Origin of the sequence: Vibrio sp. 10N.222.55.B11 (assembly GCF_041473705.1) — a bacterium.
Classification (GTDB): Bacteria; Pseudomonadota; Gammaproteobacteria; order Enterobacterales; family Vibrionaceae; genus Vibrio; species Vibrio crassostreae_C.
Window position 1 is genome coordinate 27,730 of the sequence record NZ_JBFRST010000044.1, and the last position, 24,666, is coordinate 52,395.

A 24,666-nucleotide genomic window follows, 5' to 3' on the forward strand; every position below is an offset into this window, starting at 1 on the left:
CGTATCTCGTATCTCGTATCGCAGATACAAAAAAGCCTCGCTATAGCTATATAGCGAGGCTTTGGAATTTTTATGCGCCCTTAAAATAGGGAGCGTTAACGTAAGGTCTGAATTACTTCAGCATACCTTCGTTAGCGTTCTCACGAACGTGCTTAAGAATAGACTTAACACCACGTGCGCTTGAAGCAACAACATTACCAGAAGTCATGTAATCAGTACCGCCAGCAAAGTCAGTCATGATAGCACCAGCTTCACGAGCGATTAGATCGCCAGCTGCTAGATCCCATGGCTTAAGGCCAAGTTCTAGGTAACCATCAACACGGCCAGCTGCTAGGTAACATAGGTCAAGAGCAGGAGAACCTGTACGACGGAAATCAGCACAGTCGATGAATAGACCAGAGATGATCTTCATGAAAGATTCAGAGTGTTGTTTTTGCTTGAATGGGAAACCAGTCGCTAGAACAGTACCTTGAAGGTCTTTTAGTTGAGTAACACGCATACGAGCGTTGTTAAGTTGAGCGCCAGCGCCACGTTGAGCTGTGAATAGCTCGTTTAGCATTGGGTCATAAACACAAGCAACTTCTGTACGACCGTTCATGCGAACAGCGATAGATACAGAGAAGTGAGGGAAACCTTTTACAAAGTTGTTGGTGCCATCCAGTGGGTCAACGATCCATTGTACATCAGAGTCTTTACCTTCAGTCAGGCCTTTCTCTTCAGAAATAATGCTGTGCTCTGGGTAAGATGCTTTGATTGTCTCAATGATCATGTACTCAGCTTCTTGAGCAATGTTAGTAACGTAATCGTTGTTACCTTTTAGAGACGATTCGATCTTATCAGTTGTTTCTAGAGATTTAGCAATATGGTTGCCAGCTTTACGCGCAGCGCGTATCGCAATGTTTAGCATTGGATGCATATGGTTTTTCCCACAAGATGTTAAAGAACAATTTAAAGCGGCGGCGAGTATACCAAAGTTTTACCAAAAGGGAAGTGGTTATTTTTTGAACTCTTGGTTTCACATTACGCGAAGGGTCTGACCATTTTACTTTGCTATGTGTTAATATCTCGCGATTATTTTTAAAGTGGTGTCATATAGCATGTTAGACAATGTAAAAGTCGTTCTGGTTGGTACGTCTCATTCGGGAAATATCGGATCAGCAGCTCGCGCAATGAAAGTGATGGGTTTGAGTCAATTAGTTCTTGTAGACCCTCAATGTGAAGTTGACGAGCAGACCTTAGCACTGGCTGCGGGTGCAGGTGACATCGCAGAAAATGCGACCATCGTTTCTACATTAGACGAAGCCGTAAAAGACTGTGGTTTAGTGGTTGGTTCGAGTGCACGTTCACGTACGCTTGAATGGCCAATGCTTGAGCCTCGTGAGTGTGGACAAAAGTTTGCGATTGAAGGTCAAAAGCACCCAGTCGCATTAGTGTTCGGCCGTGAACGTACTGGCTTGACTAACGATGAGCTTCAGAAGTGCCACTTCCATGTATGTATCCCAGCTAACCCTGAATACAGCTCGCTAAACCTAGCAATGGCAGTGCAGACTCTGAGCTACGAAGTGCGTGTAGCTCACCTTGATATGGTCGCTAGCCAATATCAGCCACAGCAACAAGATGAGTACCCTCGTCACGAAGAACTAGAAATGTTCTATGAGCACCTTGAAAAAGTGATCATTGATACCCAATTTATCTCTAAGGATAAGCCAGGTCAGGTGATGAATAAACTACGTCGTCTGTTCAGTCGAGCTCGTCCAGAGTTGCAAGAGATCAACACTCTACGCGGCATTTTGACTTCAATTGAGAAGAGCAAAAACGACAAATAAAAACCACACAAACCCTAAGGGTGAATACTTGACTAAAATAGTCAACTAAATACTTGACCAATTTAGTCAGGTATGGGAAGATTCCAACCACATAAACAATGTGGATTCGGTGTGATATGAAACTTACATCTAAAGGAAGATATGCGGTAACAGCTATGCTAGATGTAGCACTGCATTCGCAAAAAAGCCCAGTTCCTCTGGCTGATATTTCAGAGCGACAGGGCATCTCATTATCTTACTTAGAACAGCTATTTTCTAAGTTACGTAAAGCTGGCTTAGTTGCTAGTGTTCGTGGTCCTGGCGGTGGTTACCGTTTAGGTGCTGAAGCGAGCGACATCGCTGTCGGAACTGTAATTGCTGCAGTAGACGAATCAGTTGATGCAACTAAGTGTCACGGTCGAGCAGATTGCCAAGGTGGTAGTCGTTGTTTAACTCACACTCTTTGGCGTGATTTAAGCTCCCGAATCAGCAGCTTCTTAAATGACATTACGCTCGGTGAGCTAATGAAAGATAACGAAGTTTTAGAGATTTCTGATCGTCAAGATATCGATCTTGCGGTTAATAATGGTTTTGCACATAAAAATACGAGCACTACAACGATTAGTGCAGCACCTCACGGTGTTAATGCCCGCTCTTAGCGGTCAGTTTTTACATTGGAGTAGAAAATGAAACTGCCTATTTACTTTGACTATTCAGCTACATGCCCAGTCGATCCACGTGTTGCTGAAAAAATGGTTCAGTGCATGACGATGGACGGTAACTTCGGTAACCCTGCATCTCGTTCACACCGTTACGGCTGGCAGGCAGAAGAATCAGTAGATAATGCTCGTGAGCAAATTGCCGATCTACTAAATGCAGACCCACGTGAGATTGTTTTCACGTCAGGTGCTACAGAGTCAGACAACCTTGCTATCAAAGGTGCAGCGCACTTTTACGAGAAGAAAGGTAAGCACGTAATCACGTGTAAAACAGAACATAAAGCGGTTCTTGATCCATGTCGCCAACTAGAGCGTGAAGGTTTTGAGGTGACTTACCTTGAGCCTGAAGCAAACGGCATCATTGATTTAGACAAGCTACAAGCAGCAATGCGTGAAGATACGGTTCTTGTTTCTATCATGCACGTAAACAACGAGATTGGTGTAATCCAAGATATCTCTGCAATCGGCGAATTATGTCGTTCACGCAAGATCATCTTCCACGTTGATGCGGCTCAGTCTGCGGGTAAAATCCCACTAGATGTAAAAGAGATGAAAGTTGACCTTATCTCTCTTTCTGCACACAAAGCATACGGCCCTAAAGGCATTGGTGCTTTGTACGTTCGTCGTAAGCCACGTATTCGTCTTGAAGCACAGATGCACGGTGGAGGTCACGAACGTGGTTTCCGTTCTGGTACGCTTGCTACTCACCAAATCGTGGGTATGGGTGAAGCTTTTGCTGTCGCTAAACAAGACATGCAGAAAGATTATGACCACGCACTAGCACTTCGCGAGCGTCTATTGAAAGGGGTTCAAGATCTAGAAGCAGTAACGGTAAATGGCGACTTAGATCAACGTGTACCACATAACCTAAACGTGAGCTTTGCTTTCGTTGAAGGTGAATCTCTGCTTATGTCTTTAAAAGACTTAGCGGTATCATCAGGTTCTGCATGTACATCAGCGAGTCTTGAGCCTTCATACGTTTTACGCGCTCTTGGCTTAAACGATGAACTGGCACACAGCTCAGTACGTTTTTCATTCGGCCGTTTCACTACGGAAGAAGAAATCGACTACGCGATTGCACAAATCCGTGTAGCAGTAAATAAATTACGCGACATGTCTCCTCTATGGGATATGTATAAAGAAGGGATTGATTTGAACACTGTTGAGTGGGCTCATCACTAATCTCACGGAAATAGAGGATTCGAGGTAACTATCATGGCATATAGCGAAAAAGTAATTGATCACTACGAAAACCCACGTAACGTAGGTTCGTTTGATAAAGAAGATCCAAGTGTAGGTAGCGGCATGGTTGGCGCACCAGCTTGTGGTGACGTAATGAAACTGCAAATCAAAGTATCTGCAGAAGGTATTATTGAAGACGCAAAATTCAAGACTTACGGTTGCGGTAGCGCAATCGCTTCTAGCTCACTAGTCACTGAGTGGGTTAAAGGTAAAAGTATTGATGAAGCAGCTGCTATTAAAAACTCTGAAATAGCAGAAGAGCTAGAGTTGCCACCAGTGAAAGTTCACTGTTCAATTCTTGCTGAAGATGCAATCAAAGCAGCGGTTGCGGATTACAAAAAGAAGCACTAATCGTTTCTACAACGTAATCACTTCAAAAAAGTAATATTTGGGAGCACCCTTTGTGCTCCCCCTGAGTTCTCAATTTATATAAAACACAAGGTTGTAGTATGGCCATCACCATGACAGATACGGCAGCAAGCCGAGTTCAAGCTTTCCTAGATAACCGAGGTAAAGGTATCGGGTTGCGCTTAGCGGTAAAAACTACTGGCTGTTCGGGTATGGCGTATGTACTGGAATTCGTTGACGAGCTCAACGAAGAAGACGAAGTGTTCGAGCATTCAGGTGTTAAGGTCATCATTGATCCAAAGAGCCTAGTTTACCTAGACGGTACTGAGCTTGATTACGTAAAAGAAGGCCTAAACGAAGGTTTTGAATTCAACAACCCTAACGCGAAAGGCGAATGTGGTTGTGGTGAGAGCTTCAATGTATAAACGCCTCAATCGTTGAGCGTTTATAATGAGCGAAGAATAAAATTAGGCTCTAAGTAAAGAGCCTAAACTTAGGACCACCGTTACATGAATCATTTCGAATTATTTGGGCTACCACTTCAGTTTCAACTGGATGGTAGCCTTCTTTCTTCTCAGTTTAGAGATCTGCAACGCCAATTCCACCCTGATAAATTTGCCACGGCTTCTGAGCGAGATCGCTTGCTGGCTGTGCAAAAAGCTGCGCAAATCAATGATGCGTACCAGGTGTTGAAAAATCCAGTCAGCCGCGCTGAATACCTGTTAGTTCAACATGGTGAGGATATTCGTGGTGAGCAGCAGACTATGCAAGATCCTATGTTCCTGATGGAGCAAATGGAATTGCGTGAAGAGCTGGAAGATATCGCCGACAGTTCTGATCCTGAAGATGCTTTGTTTGCATTTGAAGGAAAGGTTAGCAAAATGTATAAACAACAATTAAGCGCTATCCAACAAGAACTCGACAGCGAAGCTTGGTTAGAAGCTGCAGACCGAGTAAGAAAGCTTAAGTTTATTGCAAAATTAAAGAATGAAATCGAGTTAGTTGAAGATCGTTTGATCGGCTAGTTCGTATAACAAGGACACATCCATGGCACTACTTCAGATTGCAGAACCAGGGCAAAGCGCCGCTCCTCACCAGCACAAGCTTGCAGTGGGTATTGATTTAGGTACAACAAACTCATTGGTTGCGTCAGTGCGCAGTGGTGAGGCAAGCACGCTTGTTGATCAACAAGGTCGCAGTATTCTCCCTTCCGTTGTTCACTATCAGTCAGAGTCGTACACCACTGGTGATGAAGCGCGTGTAAATGCACAAACTGATCCTAAAAATACCATTATCTCAGTTAAGCGATTAATCGGTCGTTCACTGTCAGATATTCAACAGCGATACCCATCTCTGCCATATCAGTTTGAAGAAAGTGATAATGGCCTGCCTGTGATTAACACAGCGCAAGGAAATAAGAACCCAATTCAAGTATCTGCAGATATTCTTCGTGCACTCGGTCAACGTGCTGAGTCGACGTTAGGTGGTGAATTGGCTGGTGCCGTGATTACCGTCCCTGCGTACTTTGATGATGCACAACGTGCAGGTACCAAAGACGCAGCGCAACTTGCTGGTCTTCATGTGTTACGTCTTCTTAATGAACCCACTGCAGCTGCGATTGCTTATGGCTTGGATTCAGGTAAAGAAGGGGTAATCGCTGTTTATGACTTAGGCGGTGGTACGTTTGATATCTCTATCCTACGCCTGTCTAAAGGTGTCTTCGAAGTTTTAGCAACCGGTGGTGACTCTGCATTAGGCGGCGATGACTTTGACCATTTAATTGCGGATCATTTCCAAGAGCAAATGGGCTTGTTAGAGCTGACAGCAGAACAGAACCGTATTCTTCTAGACGCAGCAACAGAAGCGAAGATTGGCTTATCTGAAGCTGAAAGCGTTAATGTTGAAGCACTAGGTTGGTCTGGCTCTTTAACTCGTGAAGAGTTCGAAGAGATCATCAAGCCACTAGTTAAGAAAACGCTGCTTTCGTGCCGCCGAGCACTGAAAGATGCGGAAGTTGACGCGGATGAAGTACTAGAAGTCGTGATGGTAGGTGGTTCAACTCGTACCTTACTTGTTCGTGAAATGGTCGGTGGCTTCTTTGGTCGTACTCCATTAACCAGTATTAACCCTGATGAAGTGGTTGCGATTGGCGCATCGATTCAAGCGGATATCTTAGTTGGCAACAAGCCTGACTCTGAGATGCTGCTATTGGATGTTATCCCTCTGTCACTGGGTATCGAAACCATGGGTGGCTTAGTCGAAAAGATCATCCCTCGTAATACCACGATCCCAGTTGCTCGTGCACAAGAGTTTACCACGTTCAAAGACGGTCAAACTGCAATGACAGTACACACCGTGCAAGGCGAGCGTGAGATGGTTGATGACTGTCGTTCACTGGCTCGATTTGCTTTGAAAGGCATCCCGCCGATGACAGCAGGTGCTGCTCATATTCGCGTTACTTACCAAGTGGATGCTGATGGCCTGCTATCGGTTACCGCAATGGAGAAGAGCACTGGCGTTCAAGCTGAAATCCAAGTTAAGCCTTCTTACGGTCTAAGCGACAACGAAGTGGCTAGCATGCTGAAAGATTCGATGACGTTTGCAAAAGAAGACATGCAAGCGCGTGCTCTTGCTGAGCAACGCGTAGAAGCGGATCGCGTTATCGAAGGCCTTATCGCTGCAATGCAAGCCGACGGTGACGAGCTACTTGATGAGCAAGGCAAACAACAACTTGTTCAAGCGATTGAAGCACTGATTGAAGTGCGTAATGGCGACAACGCTGATGCTATTGAACTAGAAATTAAGAATACCGACAAAGCGAGCCAAGACTTTGCTTCTCGTCGTATGGATAAATCAATTCGTGCTGCACTGTCAGGTCAGTCAGTCGATAATATTTAATAGTTAGAGAATAGATAAACATGCCAAAGATTATTGTTTTACCTCACGAAGATCTATGTCCAGAAGGCGCTGTTTTAGAAGCAAAAACTGGTGAGACGGTTCTTGATGTTGCACTGAAGGCCGGTATTGGTATTGAACACGCATGTGAGAAATCGTGCGCATGTACAACATGTCACGTTGTGATTCGTGAAGGTTTTGATTCTTTAGAAGAGAGTGATGATCTAGAAGACGACATGCTAGATAAAGCATGGGGCTTAGAGATGGAATCTCGCTTGGGTTGCCAAGCTAAAGTGGCTGATACGGATCTTGTTGTAGAGATTCCAAAGTACACGTTGAACCTGGCTTCTGAAGACCATTAAGAACCTGTTCTCAGTCATGGCTAATACAGCGATGACTGAGAGAGTTATTGCTTAGACAAACATACTAAGAAAACTGGCCTAGAATATAGATCATAAAGGTGACCAAGCGTCGCTGATAAATATAAGGAAGTGTTATGAGCTTGAAGTGGATTGATTCGCGAGATATCGCAATTGAGCTATGTGATTTGTACCCTGATACTGATCCTAAAACGGTACGTTTTACCGATCTGCATCAATGGGTGCTAGACCTTGAAGAGTTCGACGACGAGCCTAACCACTCGAATGAGAAAATCTTAGAGGCTATTATTTTGTGCTGGATGGATGAGATGGATTAATCCTCTTGTCTAATGATTTGGTCGCGGGTTGGTATCAGTCCAATATAAAACGCAGCCAAGTTAACAATTCTTACTAAAAAAAGCGGACCTTATGGTCCGTTTTTTTATCAAAATGACATTTTCCTCCTACATAATGCTAACATCAGTGCGCTAATAAAAAATAATCAGAATCACACACTCACAGTGGTTCATGACAAGGAGAAATCATGTCTACACAGATGTCAGTATTTTTAAGTCAAGAAGCTGCCCAGCCTCAGTGGGGAGCAAGAGCTATTTTATCGTTTTCTGAAGCGGGAGCGACAGTTCACATTGGTGAAGGCCACGATTTAGGGGCGGTTCAACGTGCTGGTCGTACGCTTGACGGACAAGGTATCGCATTGGTTTCACTTAGCGGTGAAGGGTGGGATTTAGAAAGCGTTTGGGCTTTCTACCAAGGCTACCGTGGACCAAAGAAAAAGAATGCATTGGAATGGGATACACTTTCAGAAACCGACCAAGCTGAGCTAGAAGCTCGCATTCGCTCTACTGATTGGACTCGTGACATTATCAACAAAACCGCTGAAGAAGTGGCACCTCGTCAATTAGCGACGATGGCTGCGGAATACATCAAGTCAGTGGCTCCTGCGGGCACAGTTAAAGCGAAAATCGTTAAAGACAAAGACCTACTAACCGAAGGTTGGGAAGGCATCTACGCGGTAGGCCGCGGCTCTGAGCGTACTTCTGCAATGCTTCAACTGGACTTCAACCCTACCGGCGACGAAGACGCACCTGTATTTGCTTGTCTGGTTGGTAAAGGTATCACTTTCGACTCAGGCGGTTACAGCATCAAGCCAGGTCAATTCATGACAGCAATGAAGGCTGACATGGGCGGCGCGGCGACTATTACGGGTGGTTTAGGTCTAGCGATTGAACGCGGCCTGAACAAGCGTATTAAGCTTATTCTATGTTGTGCGGAGAACATGATCTCTGGTCGCGCATTGAAGCTTGGCGATATCATTACCTACAAAAACGGTAAAACAGTTGAGATCATGAACACTGATGCGGAAGGTCGCTTAGTGCTAGCTGATGGCCTGATGTACGCAAGTGCACAAAGCCCTGAGCTGATCATCGACTGTGCAACGCTAACAGGCGCGGCTAAAAACGCATTAGGTAACGACTACCACGCACTATTAAGCTTCGATGATGAGTTGTCTCACCAAGCGCTAACAGCGGCAAACCAAGAGAAAGAAGGCTTATGGCCACTGCCTCTTGCTGATTTCCACCGTGGTATGTTGCCTTCAAACTTTGCTGATCTTTCAAACATCAGCACAGGCGATTACACACCGGGTGCAAGTACAGCAGCGGCATTCCTTTCTTACTTTGTAGATGATTACAAAAAAGGTTGGATTCATATGGATTGCGCGGGTACTTACCGTAAGTCAGCAAGTGACAAGTGGGCGGCAGGCGCAACGGGTATGGGCGTTCGCACACTGGCTCGTCTTCTTATCGACCAAGCAAAATAATAATAAGGGTGAGCGGTATTTTGTGCCGCTCATTCATAAAGCTCAGATCGAAAGATCTCAGTAATTTCAGTATTTAATAACAAAAAAATGAAGTGAAGGAATCCCTATGGCTCTAGAAAGAACGTTCTCAATTGTTAAGCCGGATGCAGTTAAGCGTAACCTTGTTGGTGAAATCTACCACCGTATCGAAAAAGCAGGCCTAGAAATTATTGCTGCTAAAATGGTTCGTCTTACTGAAGAGCAAGCGAGTGGCTTCTACGCTGAACACGAAGGCAAAGAGTTCTTCCCGGCTCTTAAAGAGTTTATGACTTCTGGTCCTATCATGGTTCAAGTGCTTGAAGGCGAAAACGCTATCGCTCGTTACCGTGAGCTTATGGGTAAAACAAACCCAGAAGAAGCGGCATGTGGCACTATCCGTGCTGACTACGCAATCAGCATGCGTTACAACTCAGTACACGGCAGCGACAGCCCTGAGTCTGCAGCTCGCGAAATCGAATTCTTCTTCCCAGAATCTGAAATTTGCCCACGCCCAGCTCAATAATCGGCACAGCAAATGATTCTAAAGGCTTCACTTCGGTGAGGCCTTTTTTGTAAGTGGATTTTACGTTAGAGATAGTTTACCTAGTCGTCATTCCCGATAGTGACTAAGGACCGCAGTCGGGAATCTCTGTTGAAGTTAGAGATTCCTGATATCTCGTCCCTCGATTCTGGAATGACGAGGTTTTAGGAACTGGTGACTATGAATGGAAAGTGACTGAGTAAGTTTTTACGTCATTCCCGATAGCGACGCAGGAGCGTAGTTGGGAATCTTATTCTTATTTCCAGAATTGTAAGTAATGAAAGGTAGTTGTTCAAACTTTAATCACTTAAGTTTGAATGTCTTAGTAAACACAGGGTTTTACAGCCCTTGTTGAACATGCGTAAAGGCTGTACAATTCGCGCCCTTAATTATTGTTCCGTCATTGAGAGGCATCATGACCACAGCTAAAGTCAATCTACTCGATTTTGATCGTAAAGGTCTTCGTAAATTTTTCACAGAAGAACTGAATGAGAAAGCGTTTCGAGCAGAGCAAGTGATGAAGTGGATTTATCACTTCGGTGTCGATGACTTCGAACAAATGAACAACATCAACAAAAAGTTACGTGAGAAACTTCAACGTCGCTGTGAGATTGTTGCACCTGTTGTTTCTGAAGCTCAACACTCTTCAGATGGCACAATTAAATGGGCGATGAGCGTTGGCGACCAAGACGTTGAAACGGTATACATCCCAGATGGTGACCGTGCGACGCTATGTGTATCTTCACAGGTTGGTTGTGCACTTGAATGTAAGTTCTGTTCTACAGCTCAACAAGGCTTCAACCGTAACCTAAAAGTTTCAGAGATTGTTGGCCAAATCTGGCGTGCATCTCGCGAAATCGGCCTAGAAAAAGAAACCGGTCGTCGTCCAATTACTAACGTTGTAATGATGGGTATGGGCGAGCCTCTATTGAACATGAAGAACCTAATGCCATCATTAGAAATCATGCTTGATGATCTAGGTTTCGCACTGTCTAAGCGTCGTGTAACCGTATCAACTTCTGGTGTTGTTTCTGGCCTTGACCAAATGACAGACAACATCGATGTCGCATTGGCTATTTCTCTACATGCGCCAAACGATGCACTACGTAGCCAAATCATGCCGATCAACGACCGTTGGGATATCCAAGACTTCCTAGCATCTGTTCGTCGTTACATTGCATCTTCAAATGCTAACCGCGGTAAAGTAACGGTTGAGTACGTGTTATTGGATCATGTGAATGATGATATGGACCACGCACGTGAACTTGCTGAGCTAATGAAAGAGACGCCTTGTAAGATCAACTTGATTCCATTCAACCCTTACCCGGGGTCGCCTTATAAGAAGCCAAGCAACTCTCGTATTGATCGCTTCCAAAAAACGCTGATGGAATACAACTACACAGTAACCGTTCGTAAGACTCGTGGTGATGATATTGATGCCGCGTGTGGTCAGTTAGTCGGTGATGTGATTGATAGAACCAAGCGTACTAAAATGCTTAAAGCAGCCTCTGAAGCGAACTTGATTGCCGGTGGTGTGATTGAAGTAAAAGCGGTATAAAACGCGATTAGAACCTAAACAAGCCAGAAGTCTTACTTCTGGCTTGTTGCTTTTCTGGGGTGCAGTTTTTGATTTTTTGGACTTCTTGCCCACGCTTTCTTACATTTTTCGTCAAATTTTGGACAAAACCATGAGCTGACGGTAAATTTTGTTTAAAGTGTTTTTGCCTTGTAATGGCATTAGCTTATGATTAACTAATCTTAAATTAATTTAAGTGCTCGCTTGCTACTGATCATCAATATGTCTATTTAGGTTGGCTACTTGATAAACTAGCTTCCTGAGAAGGTCATCCATAATAAATGAATGATGTTCGCCTTTAAGGGTTGATGATTTAGATAGCAGGAAAAATTCCACATAACGTGGGTTGTTAGATTGAGCTTAAACGACAATAAGAAAACGCTCTCCTCAACCTGCGATAATACTTTAGAAGTTCACTCTCTATGAACACAGAACAAGATACACAAGCGCAAGAAAACGTAGCTCCAGCTTTGGAAGCGGGAACGCTGCTTAAGAACAAACGAGAATCTCTTGGTTTAACGCAAAAGCAGATTTCTGATCGCTTGAAACTTCGCGTTACTCTGATCCAACAAATTGAAGAAAACCAATTCGAGTCAGATCAAGTGGCGACGTTTATGCGTGGCTATATTCGTTCATACGCGAAATACGTCAATCTTGACGAAAAAGTCGTATTGAGTGCGCTGCATCATGCCGGTGATGCTCAGCATCAAGAGCAAGAAATGTTGAGCTTTTCTCGTAAGACCAAAACCGAGAAGCACAACAGCCGTATTATGATCCTGACTTGGAGTATTTTTGCGGTCATTGCGGGTATCTCCTCACTTTGGTGGTGGCAGAACCAACAACAAGACACCCTATCTCAATCTTTAGCGAATACCGAAAGCTCAGAAGAGCTCGCGGTAGAAGAATCACTTTCCCCTGAATTCACATCTTTAGAAGTGATTGAAGCTGAACAAAATGAAGCGGGTGCTTCTGTTGTTGAAGATACTGAAGGCCTTGCTGCGATAAGCGATGCGGAAGATACTTCAGATGCTGTTACTCCAGCTGACGAAACTCCTGCACAACAAGCAACAGAGACAGAGCCAACTGCTGAAGTTGCTGCGAATGCAGAAGCGGTTGAAGCAAGCACTGCTCCTGAAGCTGTGGCTAACGAGCTAGTCATGCAGTTCTCTGCTGATTGCTGGATCCAAGTAAAAGATGCAACGGGTAAAACCTTGTCGACTGGCATCAAAAAAGCAGGTCAGTCGTTAAATCTATCAGGAACTGCGCCATATAAAGTGATTCTAGGTGCGCCAGAAGGCGTATCAATGACATTTGCAAGTGAACCTGTCGACCTTTCTGGGTATACTTCAGGCAAAGTAGCTAGAATAACCTTACCTTAGAGTTAATATGCAACACGAATCTCCTATTATTCGTCGCAAATCAACCCGTATTTATGTGGGTGATGTGCCGATCGGTGATGGCGCACCAATTGCTGTGCAATCCATGACCAACACAAGAACAACAGATGTAGCCGCGACCGTTGCTCAAATTAGAGCTCTGGAAAAAGTTGGCGCTGATATCGTTCGCGTATCTGTACCGACTATGGATGCCGCTGAAGCCTTTAAGCTAATCAAGCAGCAGGTCTCTGTTCCTTTGGTTGCTGATATTCACTTCGACTACCGTATCGCCCTAAAAGTGGCCGAATACGGCGTTGACTGTCTGCGTATTAACCCAGGCAACATCGGTAACGAAAGCCGTATCCGCTCAGTTGTTGATTGTGCACGTGATATGAATATTCCGATTCGTATTGGTGTTAACGGCGGTTCTCTTGAGAAAGAGATCCAAGAGAAATACACAGAACCTACAGCAGAAGCGCTTGTTGAATCAGCAATGCGTCACGTAGATATCCTAGACCGTCTGAACTTTGATCAATTCAAAGTCAGCGTTAAGGCGTCTGATGTATTCCTAGCAGTCGGTTCTTACCGTTTGCTGGCTAAGCAGATTGATCAACCTCTTCACCTTGGCATTACCGAAGCGGGTGGTGCGCGTGCTGGCTCTGTGAAGTCAGCGGTAGGTTTAGGTATGCTTCTTTCTGAAGGTATCGGCGATACGCTGCGTATCTCGCTAGCGGCTGATCCGGTTGAAGAGATCAAAGTTGGCTTTGATATTCTTAAATCTTTGCGCATTCGTTCGCGTGGCATCAACTTCATTGCGTGCCCGAGCTGTTCTCGTCAAGAGTTCGATGTTATTAACACCGTTAATGCCCTTGAAGAACGCTTAGAAGACGTGATCACTCCAATGGACGTATCTATCATCGGTTGTGTGGTTAACGGCCCTGGTGAAGCTGAAGTGTCTCACTTAGGTTTAGCTGGTAGTGCACGTAAGAGTGCCTTCTACGAAGATGGTAAGCGTCAGAAAGAGCGCTTCGACAACGATGACCTTGTCGACAAACTTGAAGCTAAGATTCGTGCAAAAGCGTCAGTGCTTGATAAAGCAAATCGCATTGATGTAGAAAACTTAGAAGATTAATACAACGCGATGGGGTGTGATTGTCTATTCGCACTAACACCTGGTCGTGAGAAATTACGGAATAAATACTGTGGCTAAAAATATCCAAGCAATTCGAGGCATGAACGACTGCCTTCCAACTCAATCACCACTGTGGCAGAAAGTAGAAAGCGCAGTTAAAAGCGTGGTGAGCGCATACGGTTACAACGAAGTACGTATGCCTATCGTTGAAGAAACAAACCTATTTAGCCGTGCAGTTGGTGAAGAGACAGACGTTGTTTCTAAAGAGATGTACACCTTTGACGACCGCAATGGCGATAGCCTAACGCTGCGTCCAGAAGGCACAGCAGGTTGTGTTCGTTCATGTATTCAAAACAGCCTTATCAACCGTGATGAACAGCGCCTATGGTACATGGGCCCTATGTTCCGTCACGAGCGTCCTCAAAAAGGTCGTTACCGTCAATTCCACCAATGTGGTGTTGAAGTGTTTGGCCTAGACGGTCCAGACGTTGACGCAGAACTTATCATGATGACAGCACGTCTATGGCGTGAGCTAGGCATCGACAAGCACGTTCGCCTAGAGCTGAACTCAATCGGTTCTCAAGAAGATCGCGTTAGCTACCGCACTGCGTTAGTGGCTTTCCTTGAGCAACACATTGATGTGCTTGACGAAGACTGCAAACGTCGCATGCACACTAACCCTCTACGTGTACTTGATACTAAGAACCCTGATGTTCAAGCTATCTTAGGTGACGCACCTCGACTATCTGAATATCTAGGTGAAGAATCGAAGCAACATTTTGCTGGTTTGTGTGAACTTCTTGACGCTGTTGGTATCGAATACCAAGTTAATGAGCGTCTAGTACGTGGCCTAGATTACTACAACCGCACCGTATTTGAGTGGATCACAGATAGCCTTGGTGCTCAAGGTACAGTATGTGGCGGCGGTCGTTACGATGGTCTTGTTGAGCAACTAGGCGGCAAAGCAACAAATGCAGTTGGCTTCGCAATGGGTCTAGAGCGTTTGGTTCTTATGATGGAAACGCTAGAGCTAACAGAAGTTCGTCGTAGCGTTGATGTATACGTAGTTGCTGCTGGCGAAGGTACTATGATCGCGGGCATGCAGTTAGCGAATCAGTTACGCGACACCGTTGAAGGCGTGCGTGTAATGAACCACTTCGGTGGTGGTAACTTCAAGAAGCAATTCAAACGTGCTGACAAAGTAGGTGCTGTTGTGGCGCTGGTACTTGGTGAGAACGAAGTTGCTGACAATACAGTTGTGTTAAAAGATCTGGTTGGCGGCGAGCAAGAAACCGTGTCTCAAACGGAAGTTGCAGAGAAAGTTGCTGCGCTAATCTAATTAGCCATTGAGCAAACGCTCATAATGAATACTAACGTCAGCACTATGCTGGCGTTTAAAGAATTAAAGAGGACAGGAAGTGGAACTTTACGATAGCGAAGAGCAACAAGTTGAAGCCATTAAAGATTGGTGGAAAGAGAACGGTAAAGCCGTAATCTTTGGTGCGGTTATTGGTTTAGGTGGTCTATTTGGCTGGCGCTATTACCAAGATTCAGTAGTTGAAGCGCGTGAAGCAGCTTCAGAAAGCTACACCTCTGTAATTTCAGCTCTTGATGTTAAGGGTGTTGATGCTCAATCTGATATTCAAGCTTTCATCGACGCAAACAAAGATGCTGAGTACTCAGTACTTGCTGCTATGCAACTAGCAAAAGTACAAGTACAAGCAGGCGATCTAGCGGCGGCACTTGAACAGCTCGAGTGGGCAAAATCGGCAACTAAGGACGCGGCACTTGCGCCACTACTTACTTACCGTGTTGCACGTATTAAAGCTGAGCAAGGTGAATTTGACGCAGCACTGACTGATCTTGCTGCTATGACAGATGAATCTTGGAAAGGCCGTGTTGCTGAACTGCGTGGTGATATCTCACTTCGTAAAGGCGACACAGACGCAGCATACAGTGCTTACACAGAAGCACAGCAAGCTGTTGACGCTAGCCAAACGCTTCAAATCAAACTTGACGACCTAGCTAAATAAGGCGCTTTGAATGAAGAAGATGTTTCCAAAAGCGGCGTTGTGTGCGATTGCTCTTGGCCTACTAGCTGGCTGTGCGGGTGAAGAAGACACCGTAATCATGGCTCCAGTCCCAACGGTAAACAGCGAGTTCACTCCTAGTCAGGAATGGTCTACGTCGGTTGGTGATGGTGTTGGTCACTACTTTTCAAAACTAACGCCAGAATTGGCTTACGACAAAGTGTTTGTTGCAAGCCGTGAAGGTATGGTTAAAGCGCTTGATCCTGATACAGGTAAAGCGCTGTGGAAAGTCGATCTTGAGAAAGACGTATTGGCTCGTTTATCGGGTGGCTTAACGGCGGCTTACGGTAAAGTTTTTGTTGGTTCTGAAAATGGCGAAGTGATCGCACTGGAAGAATCGACCGGTGAAGAGCTGTGGCGTGTATCAGTCAATGGCGAGGTGCTTGCATCCCCAGCAACTGATAGCAACATGGTCATTGTTCATACCAGTCGCGGTATGTTGATCGCGTTAGATCAAGCAAGCGGTGAACAAAAATGGACCATCAGTACGGAAGTACCAAGCCTAACACTTCGTGGCGATAGCTCGCCTGTTGCGGTTTCTGGTGGTGTATTCTGGGGTACAGCAAATGGTCGTCTAGCTGCGGCTATCGTTGACCGTGGTCAGCTTATTTGGCAACAGCCAGTAGGCACACCAAAAGGTGCAACGGAAATTGATCGTTTGGTTGATGTTGATGCATCTCCAATTGTTCTTGGTGGCACCCTGTATACCGTAGGTATCAATGGTCAGCTGATTGCTATCGACCTTCGTTCTGGTAAGCCAATTTGGAAACGTAACTACTCATCAGCGATTGATTTAGCAAGTGATGGTAGCCGTTTGTTCGTTGTTACCGACAAAGACCATGTGGTTGCGGTTGATGCGCGTAGTGGTACTGAACTGTGGAGCACTCCATTGTTAGAAAACCGCTTACTGACAGCACCTGCTATTATTAATGGTTATGTAGTCGTGGGTGATACTGAAGGTTATCTGCACTGGTTGGATCGTTCATCGGGTGAGTTTGTTGCTCAACAGCTTGTCGATGATAGCGGCTTTGCGGTTGCACCAATTGAACTGCCTGAAGGCTACTTAGTGACGACTCGCAATGGCGATGTAAAGAAACTAACGATTAGCCAATAAAAGCGTGATATAATTCACAGTCGGCTCCTGGTTGGTAACAGCCAGGAGCCGTTTTGTTGTTAAAAATTAATAAACCGTGTGGTTATAGGTAAGAGTTTAAACTTGCGAACAAGTGCTTACCTATAACTACATTTAGAGAAGAAATTGTAGAGGTTGTTATGGTACCTGTTGTTGCTCTAGTAGGGCGTCCGAACGTAGGTAAATCTACGTTATTTAACCGATTGACTCGAACTCGTGATGCATTGGTTGCGGATTTCCCTGGCTTAACGCGTGACCGTAAATACGGTCATGCTCATTTTAGCGAGCATGACTTTATTGTTATTGACACTGGCGGTATCGACGGTACTGAAGAAGGTGTTGAAACTAAAATGGCTGAACAGTCGCTAGCGGCGATTGATGAAGCTGATGTCGTTCTATTTATGGTAGATGGCCGTGCGGGTCTAACACCTTCAGACGTGGCGATTGCTAAGCACCTACGTCAACTAGAAAAGCCTTCAATGCTAGTAGTAAACAAGGTTGATGGTATCGACCCTGATGCTGCAAGTGCTGACTTCTGGCAACTAGGTGTAGAAGACATGTACCAAATCGCTGCGGCGCATGGTCGTGGTGTTACTGCACTTATTGACCTTGCTCTTAACCCATTCGCAGAAGCGCTAAAAGCTGAGAATGGCGAAGTAAGCGACTTAACTGAGTTTGAAGACGAAGAAGAAGAGCAGGTTGAATTTACAGAAGAAGAAGCTGAAGCAGAATTCAAGCGTCTTCAAGATCAACCGATCAAACTAGCGATCATTGGCCGTCCTAACGTAGGTAAATCAACGCTAACGAACCGTATTCTTGGTGAAGAGCGTGTGGTTGTTTACGATATGCCAGGTACGACTCGTGACTCTATCTACATCCCAATGCAGCGTGACGAGCGTGAATACGTTCTAATCGATACTGCGGGTGTTCGTCGTCGTAAAAACATCAACGAAACGGTAGAGAAGTTCTCAGTGGTTAAAACACTGAAAGCGATTGAAGATGCTAACGTTGTATTGCTGCTTATCGATGCTCGCGAAAACATCTCTGATCAAGATCTAAGCTTGCTAGGCTTTGCGTTGAACGCTGGTCGTTCAATTGTTATTGCCGTAAACAAGTGGGATGGCCTAGATAACGACGTTAAAGAACGCGTTAAGAAAGAGCTAGACCGTCGCTTAGGCTTCGTTGATTTCGCACGTATTCACTTTATCTCTGCACTTCACGGTACAGGTGTTGGTCACTTGTTTGAGTCTGTACAAGAAGCTTACAAATCAGCGACTACTCGTGTTGGTACTTCTGTGCTAACTCGTATCATGAAGATGGCGACTGATGATCACCAACCGCCTATGGTTCGTGGCCGTCGTGTGAAACTGAAATACGCGCACGCTGGTGGCTACAACCCACCGATTATCGTTATCCACGGCAACCAAGTTCGTAACTTGCCAGATTCATACAAACGATTCTTGATGAACTACTACCGTCGTTCACTAGAAATCATGGGTACACCTATTCGCATTCAATTCCAGAACAGCGAGAACCCATTTGAAGCTAAGACTAACAAGCTGACAATTTCTCAAGAACGTAAACGTAAACGTATGATGAGCATGGTTAAAGGTCGTAAGTAAACCTTTCCAATAGATTTGATACCCGAGCCTGTCTCGGGTATTTTTTTAAGCAAAATTCACGTTAAGCCATAACAATACGTTTTTATCATCATGGCTCAACGAATCAGACTAGATTCCAGAAGAAGAACGATATGACTACTAGCGATTTGACTACACCTGTGTCAGCAATCACACCAACCATCACTCAATTTTGTCATCAGGCTTGGCAGCTCAATGCTAAAGCGCAGTACGTTGAAAGCGATGACAGCAAAACTTACCTGATCACCGACGTGACACCCTTCCACCCAGTGAGTCACATTTGGCCAGATCACCCTGCAGACCAAGGCTTTGTGAGTGTTGGTGACGTGCTATATCCAGTTGAAGACTGCCTTGTTGGTGCTATAGAACAATCTACTGGCAAGCTTCATATCGCAGCAGATATCCCTGTTAAGCGTGATACGGAAGGGTGGGCGTTTGTTGTTGTCCACCAGCTACCTACATCTGCTTCTATGATTAAGGTTAACGACGAAGTCGTGTTGTCGGTTGATAAAGAGTACCAAGCCAGTTTGAGCCGTGGTCACAGTGCTGGCCACATCGCTTTCCTAGCCTTGAATAAAGTATTGGCTGAGAGCTACTGGCGTAAAGATGCGGACAGAAAAGATCCGCTTGGCAGTTACGACTTCAATAGTTATGCACAAGTGACGAGCTTTGTGACTCCAGAGCTGTGTACCGATAAGTATCGCTTAGGCAAAACCCTGAAGAAGCGCGGTTTGAACGTTGCAGACATGCTAGCAAATCTTGATGACATCGAAGCTGATATCAACCAAATGCTTGCGGGCTGGCTTGCAGAGCCGACGCCAGTTGCGATGAGACTAGAAGGCGAGGCGTTAACAGACTCTCGTTACTGGGAGTGGCAGTTGGATGCCGACACTTTAGTGTCTATTCCGTGTGGTGGTACTCACATTGAGAACACCTCAGAACTTGGTGCGCTGTCCGTTAAGCTGACCCAGCTAGATGGCCAAAACATTGAAATGCTGACGCATGTAATTCGATGATTTAGACTACAGATCGAAATGGCTTGTGCTGTTTATTTTATTTTTACATGTCACTTTTGATATAAATGACTATTTGAAATTGAAATGCAGCATATGTAACTTATGCTTTCGGTGTGTGGTGATATAAATATTCTTTTTGGGGTAGATCGCTGATCAAAATAGATAAAGCGAAAGATCAACCTATGATCTTCGATTGTGTGTCGTACTAATTTAGTGTGTTATTATTAACCAATAACAAGCTTGCATAAGAACAAGCTGTACCCGATTACATAATTGAAAGCCTTAGTGAATGGAACAACAATTTTTATTAGAAGGTCATCGAGCCGTCAATAGTTTGCTGCGGAAGCTTGCGCTTGGGATGGATCGCAAAGATTTAAATCACAAGATTATTCAGCTTACCGAGCAGCTTTTTGGGCAGCGCATGGCTTCAATTCTACTGCTCAACTCAGAGTCTAAAACGTTACACCTTGAATATGCCCCAAACCTGCCTGATTTTTACAATCAACAGATTGAAGGGGTAGGAATTGGTGCGGGGATAGGCTCTTGTGGCGAGGCAGCTGCGCTTAAGAAAGCTGTTATGGTCTCTGATATTAATACTCACTCAAATTGGGCGCCTTTCTTAACCTTGACCAATCAAGCCAACTTACACGCTTGTTGGTCGGTGCCCATCATCTCTTCGCATGGCCACGTGCTAGGTACATTTGCGATTTACAGCCGATGCATTTCAGAACCTCATGAATTTGAACTCGAGATCTTGGAGCTGCTTGCTTCTTTGTATTCAGTAGCGCTAGAGAAATACGAGCTAGAGAATCAACTCAACTTTTTTGCCAGTCATGATTCGCTGACGCATTGCTTGAACCGCCGAGCATTGTTAAGTGAAGCTAAGAAGGTTTTAGTTAAACGATGTTTTGCGGACAAAGTGATGGCCTGCCTGTTTGTTGATGTTGATAAATTCAAGTCAATCAACGATACGTATGGCCATAGCTTTGGCGATGATGTTCTGTTAGCCGTTGCAAAAGTTCTCGATGAAGCGACTACGGCATGTGCCAAGGTAGGTCGTTACGGCGGTGACGAGTTTGTAGTGTTTTCTTGCTTTGATACCGAACAAAAAGTGTCAGACTTTTATCACAGCTTAGAAAAAGCGTTGGATAAAGCTCTCTATATTAATGGCGTTCAGTTTTCAGTCAGTGTTGGGATTGCTTGTGAAAAGTCGCCTAAAGGGCTCGATCAGTTGATTGCGTCAGCTGACAAAAGCATGTATCAAATCAAGCAAGCCAAGGCGAAGAAAGAGTAGATTGCTTATTAGTACTGAAAGTAAAAAGTTAGGATTTCCTATGAGTGAAAATATCTGCCCTAAATGCCAGTCAGAACTTAGCTGGGATGGTAAATACCACTGTGAAAGCTGCCAAGATCACTTTACAAAAGTGGGCTTTTGTCCTGAGTGCAGCAGCCAATTAGAGAAGCTTCAAGCTTGTGGGGCTGCGAGCTATTTCTGCAATGGTGATTGTAACGAGCTTAAATCTAAGTCGAGAGTGAAATTCGAGTTTCAACAAGCCGAATAGTCTTACCTCTCAATGGCAAGACGATAATCTGAGGTGTTTTTTGTAGGTCTAGTATGAAAATATTGGGCCTTTTTTGTATTTAGCGAATATGCGTGTGTCATCTTGGTTCAATCTTATCGTCACTGCACCAGCATGAAACATAGTAACCTTGTCGCTATGCACTGCATTGGTGTTAACTTAGTTAAAGTACTATTAAATACAAAGGCTTAAAACTTTGTTGGTTATGTTTTAAGTTTGGCACTCTTCTTGTAACTCTGTAATTGAATAACAAAAATACAATTATGGAGTAACAATCATGAACAAGGTGTTCAATTTATCGCTAGCTGCACTGTGTACAACACTTTCATTTTCTTCTGCAACAGTGCTTGCGGCTGACGATACCATTAAAGTCGGCGTTCTACATTCATTGTCAGGCACTATGGCGATCAGTGAAACAACGCTAAAAGATACCGTTCTTATGCTCATCGACGAGCAAAACAAAAAAGGTGGCTTACTTGGTAAGAAGCTTGAGCCTGTAGTTGTTGACCCTGCGTCAAACTGGCCGTTGTTTGCTGAGAAAGCACGTGAGCTTATCGAGAAAGAAAAAGTGGATGTGGTATTTGGTGGTTGGACATCGGTATCACGTAAATCCATGCTGCCAGTTTTTGAAGAGCTAAACAGCATCCTTTTCTACCCAGTACAGTATGAAGGCGAAGAGTCCTCTAAAAACGTTTTCTACACCGGTGCTGCGCCAAACCAACAAGCGATTCCTGCCGTTGATTACTTAATGGATGAACTTGAAGTGGAACGTTGGGTGCTTGCAGGTACCGATTACGTTTATCCACGTACCACCAATAAGATCTTAGAGGCCTACCTAAAAAGTAAAGGTGTCGCAGAAGAAGACATCATGATCAACTACACACCGTTTGGTCATTCTGATTGGCAATCTATTGTTTCAGATATCAAGAAGTTTGGTGAAGCTGGTAAGAAAACCGCCGTTGTATCTACTGTGAATGGCGATGCAAACGTACCTTTCTATAAAGAGCTTGGTGCTCAAGGTGTTTCATCTGAAGACATTCCAGTGATTGCATTCTCGGTTGGCGAAGAAGAGCTATCGGGCATGGATACTGAACCTCTAGTGGGTCACTTAGCGGCATGGAACTATTTCATGAGCGTCGATACCGAAGTCAATGAAGAGTTCGTTGAAACATGGCAGTCATTCATTAAGAGTGACAAACGTGTAACGAATGACCCGATGGAAGCACACTATATTGGTTTCAATATGTGGGCTCAAGCTGTGACTAATGCGGGCACAACCGATCCTGAATCTGTGCAAGATGCCTTGATTGGCGTGTCTGTACCTAACCTTTCTGGCGGCTACTCTACCATGCTGCCAAACCACCACATTACTAAACCAGTCCTGATCGGTGAAATCCAAGACGATGGTCAATTCGATATCGTTTGGGAAACCACAGGCCTTGTTGCAGGTGATGCTTGGTCTAACTACTTACCTGAATCAGCAAAACTATTCTCTAGTTGGTCTAAGCCATTCTCATGTGGTGCGTTCAACGTTGAAACGAAGAAGTGTTCTGGCGGTAACTAGATCGTCAATTCAGGAATATTGAGCCTTCCGGTTTGGGAAGAACGCGTCTGTTTAACGGGCGAAGCGAACGGAAGGCTCATCGTTTCAGGTAACAACCACTATCCACACATCCTCCAAGTAAAAATAACAATATCTAACTTGGTTGGTTAAGGAAGCAGGGATGAAAAACGTATTAAACGTATTTAAAGCGCTGTTGCTCATGGCAGTCAGTGCTCAGTTGGCTTTTGCTGGAATAACGGATGAAGCTAGCTTTACCAAGGCGCTAGTTGGTAAAAAAACATCGGATAAAGAGCTAGCCATCGATTGGATCATTGAGACACAAACGGAAGACGTGTCGAAGGCTATTTTATATGGATGGTTAAACGGCAATCTCTATTACTTCAATGATAAAAAAAACGAACATTATAAACAGCTCTATCTCATTCAAAACACCAAAACAGCCACTTCAGCTCAGTCTGTATGGGATGAATCAACTCTCAATATCGACAATGCTAAGCTGTTTAAAAAGGTGCGCGTAAACAACAAACTTCGCGGGATCTTACGGGGTGAAATTGCCTCTATTGGATTAAATAGCAGTAACCCAGATGTGCGTTATCAAGCGGTTCTCGATCTACTGGGAACTAAGGATGCCACTATCATCGATCGTTTATCCGAACTTAGAGAAAATGAGACCGATGGTAAAGTCGCTGAACTAATGGATTTGTCATTAGCTATTTTTACCTCGCTTGATAACAGTGCAACAACTGAAGCTCGAGTAACATCGATTGAACGAGTGGGCGACTTTAAGCATTCAGTCGTTCTAAAAACACTGAACCAACTACTTAACGGTGAGCAAGAACCAAGCATTTTGGCTGCAACAGAGCGTGCGATGGACGATTATCAACAAAGCCAAGCTCTGTACTCAGGTGTTGAAACCGTATTCTTTGGCTTGAGTTTAGGTTCGGTATTGGTACTAGCGGGTATTGGCTTAGCGATCACCTTTGGTGTGATGGGCGTTATCAACATGGCTCATGGTGAGCTGATCATGATTGGCGCTTACACCACCTATGTATTGCAACTTCTGATGCCGAATCATATTGGTTTAGCGCTAATACTTTCTATTCCTGCAGCATTCATCGTTTCGGGCTTAGTGGGTATTGCGATTGAGCGAAGCGTGATTCGTCACCTTTATGGGCGTCCATTAGAGACCTTGCTCGCCACCTTTGGTATCAGCTTAATCTTGCAGCAAGCCGTTCGCTCTATTTTCTCTCCTTTGAACCGCTCAGTGAGCACGCCTGAATGGATGTCTGGCGCACTTCAATTGAACCCAATGTTGTCCCTGACTTACAACCGACTTTATATCATTCTCTTCTGTGGTTTGGTATTTATGGGCTTATTAATGGTTCTGAAAAAGACACCACTAGGTTTGCAGGTTCGTGCGGTTTCTCAAAACCGTGGCATGGCTCGTGCGATGGGTATTCGTTCAGAGCGAGTTGATGCGATGACCTTCGGTTTAGGCTCTGGCGTTGCGGGTGTTGCAGGCGTGGCACTGTCTCAACTGACCAACGTTGGCCCTAATATGGGACAGGCGTACATCATCGACTCATTCATGGTGGTGGTATTCGGCGGTGTTGGCAACCTATGGGGCACGCTAGTCGCAGGCTTAAGCCTTGGTCTGTTCAATAAAATTTTAGAACCATGGGCTGGTGCGGTTCTCGCCAAGATTCTGGTACTGGTTTTCATCATTCTATTTATTCAAAAACGCCCACGCGGACTCTTCCCGCAACGTGGTCGTGCGGCTGAAGGTTAAGGAC

Annotated in this window: 24 protein-coding genes; 23 read left to right on the plus strand and 1 reads right to left on the minus strand. The window is 44.8% G+C overall.

All coding sequences use genetic code 11. The features are described from left to right. Nucleotides 1-112: 112 nt before the first annotated feature. Nucleotides 113-916: an inositol-1-monophosphatase gene (suhB, locus tag AB4503_RS15795; RefSeq protein WP_017062836.1), complete on the minus strand. Its 804-nt coding sequence runs from the start codon at nucleotides 914-916 to the stop codon at nucleotides 113-115. 181 nt (nucleotides 917-1,097) lie between these two features. Here suhB and trmJ point away from each other — a divergent pair, with 181 nt between their 5' ends. The 23 genes from trmJ to urtB all read left to right on the plus strand — a co-directional run bounded on the left by trmJ (nucleotide 1,098) and on the right by urtB (nucleotide 24,662). Beyond that, a complete protein-coding gene (gene trmJ, locus AB4503_RS15800) occupies nucleotides 1,098-1,826 on the plus strand; it encodes a tRNA (cytosine(32)/uridine(32)-2'-O)-methyltransferase TrmJ (RefSeq protein WP_017062835.1) in 729 nt (242 codons plus the stop codon). Between the two features lie 116 nt (nucleotides 1,827-1,942). Then, the gene (gene iscR, locus AB4503_RS15805; protein ID WP_010440512.1) at nucleotides 1,943-2,464 is read left to right on the plus strand and encodes a Fe-S cluster assembly transcriptional regulator IscR; all 522 of its coding nucleotides are present in this window, start codon (nucleotides 1,943-1,945) and stop codon (nucleotides 2,462-2,464) included. Between the two features lie 27 nt (nucleotides 2,465-2,491). Further along, nucleotides 2,492-3,706: an IscS subfamily cysteine desulfurase gene (locus tag AB4503_RS15810; protein WP_010440514.1), complete on the plus strand. Its 1,215-nt coding sequence runs from the start codon at nucleotides 2,492-2,494 to the stop codon at nucleotides 3,704-3,706. A 33-nt stretch (nucleotides 3,707-3,739) separates the two neighbouring features. Next, nucleotides 3,740-4,117, plus strand: coding sequence for a Fe-S cluster assembly scaffold IscU (gene iscU, locus AB4503_RS15815; protein ID WP_004735094.1), 378 nt, complete (start codon nucleotides 3,740-3,742; stop codon nucleotides 4,115-4,117). Nucleotides 4,118-4,215: 98 nt separating this feature from the next. Continuing rightward, a complete protein-coding gene (iscA, locus tag AB4503_RS15820; RefSeq protein ID WP_010440519.1) occupies nucleotides 4,216-4,539 on the plus strand; it encodes an iron-sulfur cluster assembly protein IscA in 324 nt (107 codons plus the stop codon). Nucleotides 4,540-4,623: 84 nt separating this feature from the next. Then, on the plus strand, nucleotides 4,624-5,139 hold the full coding sequence (hscB, locus tag AB4503_RS15825; RefSeq protein ID WP_010440522.1) for a co-chaperone HscB: 516 nt from the start codon (nucleotides 4,624-4,626) through the stop codon (nucleotides 5,137-5,139). A 22-nt stretch (nucleotides 5,140-5,161) separates the two neighbouring features. Further along, a complete protein-coding gene (gene hscA / locus AB4503_RS15830) occupies nucleotides 5,162-7,012 on the plus strand; it encodes a Fe-S protein assembly chaperone HscA (RefSeq protein ID WP_017062518.1) in 1,851 nt (616 codons plus the stop codon). A 20-nt stretch (nucleotides 7,013-7,032) separates the two neighbouring features. Next, nucleotides 7,033-7,371: an ISC system 2Fe-2S type ferredoxin gene (fdx, locus tag AB4503_RS15835; protein WP_010440525.1), complete on the plus strand. Its 339-nt coding sequence runs from the start codon at nucleotides 7,033-7,035 to the stop codon at nucleotides 7,369-7,371. 134 nt (nucleotides 7,372-7,505) lie between these two features. Next, nucleotides 7,506-7,706: a Fe-S cluster assembly protein IscX gene (iscX, locus tag AB4503_RS15840; RefSeq protein ID WP_004740335.1), complete on the plus strand. Its 201-nt coding sequence runs from the start codon at nucleotides 7,506-7,508 to the stop codon at nucleotides 7,704-7,706. Between the two features lie 206 nt (nucleotides 7,707-7,912). After that, nucleotides 7,913-9,208, plus strand: a complete 1,296-nt coding sequence (gene pepB / locus AB4503_RS15845) for an aminopeptidase PepB (RefSeq protein WP_372115365.1) — start codon at nucleotides 7,913-7,915, stop codon at nucleotides 9,206-9,208. Between the two features lie 106 nt (nucleotides 9,209-9,314). Further along, nucleotides 9,315-9,749, plus strand: a complete 435-nt coding sequence (gene ndk / locus AB4503_RS15850; RefSeq protein ID WP_016797173.1) for a nucleoside-diphosphate kinase — start codon at nucleotides 9,315-9,317, stop codon at nucleotides 9,747-9,749. 433 nt (nucleotides 9,750-10,182) lie between these two features. Continuing rightward, nucleotides 10,183-11,325, plus strand: a complete 1,143-nt coding sequence (locus AB4503_RS15855; protein WP_017062516.1) for a bifunctional tRNA (adenosine(37)-C2)-methyltransferase TrmG/ribosomal RNA large subunit methyltransferase RlmN — start codon at nucleotides 10,183-10,185, stop codon at nucleotides 11,323-11,325. Nucleotides 11,326-11,765: 440 nt separating this feature from the next. After that, on the plus strand, nucleotides 11,766-12,722 hold the full coding sequence (gene rodZ, locus AB4503_RS15860) for a cytoskeleton protein RodZ (RefSeq protein ID WP_372115366.1): 957 nt from the start codon (nucleotides 11,766-11,768) through the stop codon (nucleotides 12,720-12,722). Between the two features lie 7 nt (nucleotides 12,723-12,729). After that, nucleotides 12,730-13,851, plus strand: a complete 1,122-nt coding sequence (gene ispG / locus AB4503_RS15865; protein ID WP_009848294.1) for a flavodoxin-dependent (E)-4-hydroxy-3-methylbut-2-enyl-diphosphate synthase — start codon at nucleotides 12,730-12,732, stop codon at nucleotides 13,849-13,851. A 70-nt stretch (nucleotides 13,852-13,921) separates the two neighbouring features. After that, on the plus strand, nucleotides 13,922-15,190 hold the full coding sequence (gene hisS, locus AB4503_RS15870; protein ID WP_004735105.1) for a histidine--tRNA ligase: 1,269 nt from the start codon (nucleotides 13,922-13,924) through the stop codon (nucleotides 15,188-15,190). A gap of 79 nt (nucleotides 15,191-15,269) precedes the next feature. Continuing rightward, on the plus strand, nucleotides 15,270-15,884 hold the full coding sequence (locus AB4503_RS15875) for a YfgM family protein (RefSeq protein WP_017062513.1): 615 nt from the start codon (nucleotides 15,270-15,272) through the stop codon (nucleotides 15,882-15,884). 10 nt (nucleotides 15,885-15,894) lie between these two features. Continuing rightward, nucleotides 15,895-17,055, plus strand: coding sequence for an outer membrane protein assembly factor BamB (gene bamB, locus AB4503_RS15880; RefSeq protein WP_017062512.1), 1,161 nt, complete (start codon nucleotides 15,895-15,897; stop codon nucleotides 17,053-17,055). Between the two features lie 158 nt (nucleotides 17,056-17,213). Beyond that, nucleotides 17,214-18,695, plus strand: coding sequence for a ribosome biogenesis GTPase Der (gene der / locus AB4503_RS15885; RefSeq protein ID WP_017062511.1), 1,482 nt, complete (start codon nucleotides 17,214-17,216; stop codon nucleotides 18,693-18,695). Nucleotides 18,696-18,826: 131 nt separating this feature from the next. Continuing rightward, entirely contained in the window at nucleotides 18,827-19,729 is a 903-nt protein-coding gene (locus AB4503_RS15890) for an alanyl-tRNA editing protein (protein WP_372115367.1), read from the plus strand. Between the two features lie 289 nt (nucleotides 19,730-20,018). Then, nucleotides 20,019-21,023, plus strand: coding sequence for a sensor domain-containing diguanylate cyclase (locus tag AB4503_RS15895; RefSeq protein ID WP_065584656.1), 1,005 nt, complete (start codon nucleotides 20,019-20,021; stop codon nucleotides 21,021-21,023). Between the two features lie 40 nt (nucleotides 21,024-21,063). Then, the gene (locus AB4503_RS15900; protein ID WP_010440564.1) at nucleotides 21,064-21,291 is read left to right on the plus strand and encodes a zinc ribbon domain-containing protein; all 228 of its coding nucleotides are present in this window, start codon (nucleotides 21,064-21,066) and stop codon (nucleotides 21,289-21,291) included. Between the two features lie 295 nt (nucleotides 21,292-21,586). After that, nucleotides 21,587-22,873 (plus strand): urea ABC transporter substrate-binding protein, encoded by a 1,287-nt coding sequence (gene urtA / locus AB4503_RS15905; protein ID WP_065584655.1) that lies wholly within the window; start codon nucleotides 21,587-21,589, stop codon nucleotides 22,871-22,873. 160 nt (nucleotides 22,874-23,033) lie between these two features. Further along, complete coding sequence (urtB, locus tag AB4503_RS15910) at nucleotides 23,034-24,662, plus strand: urea ABC transporter permease subunit UrtB (protein WP_065584654.1); 1,629 nt, start codon at nucleotides 23,034-23,036, stop codon at nucleotides 24,660-24,662. Nucleotides 24,663-24,666 lie beyond the last annotated feature (4 nt).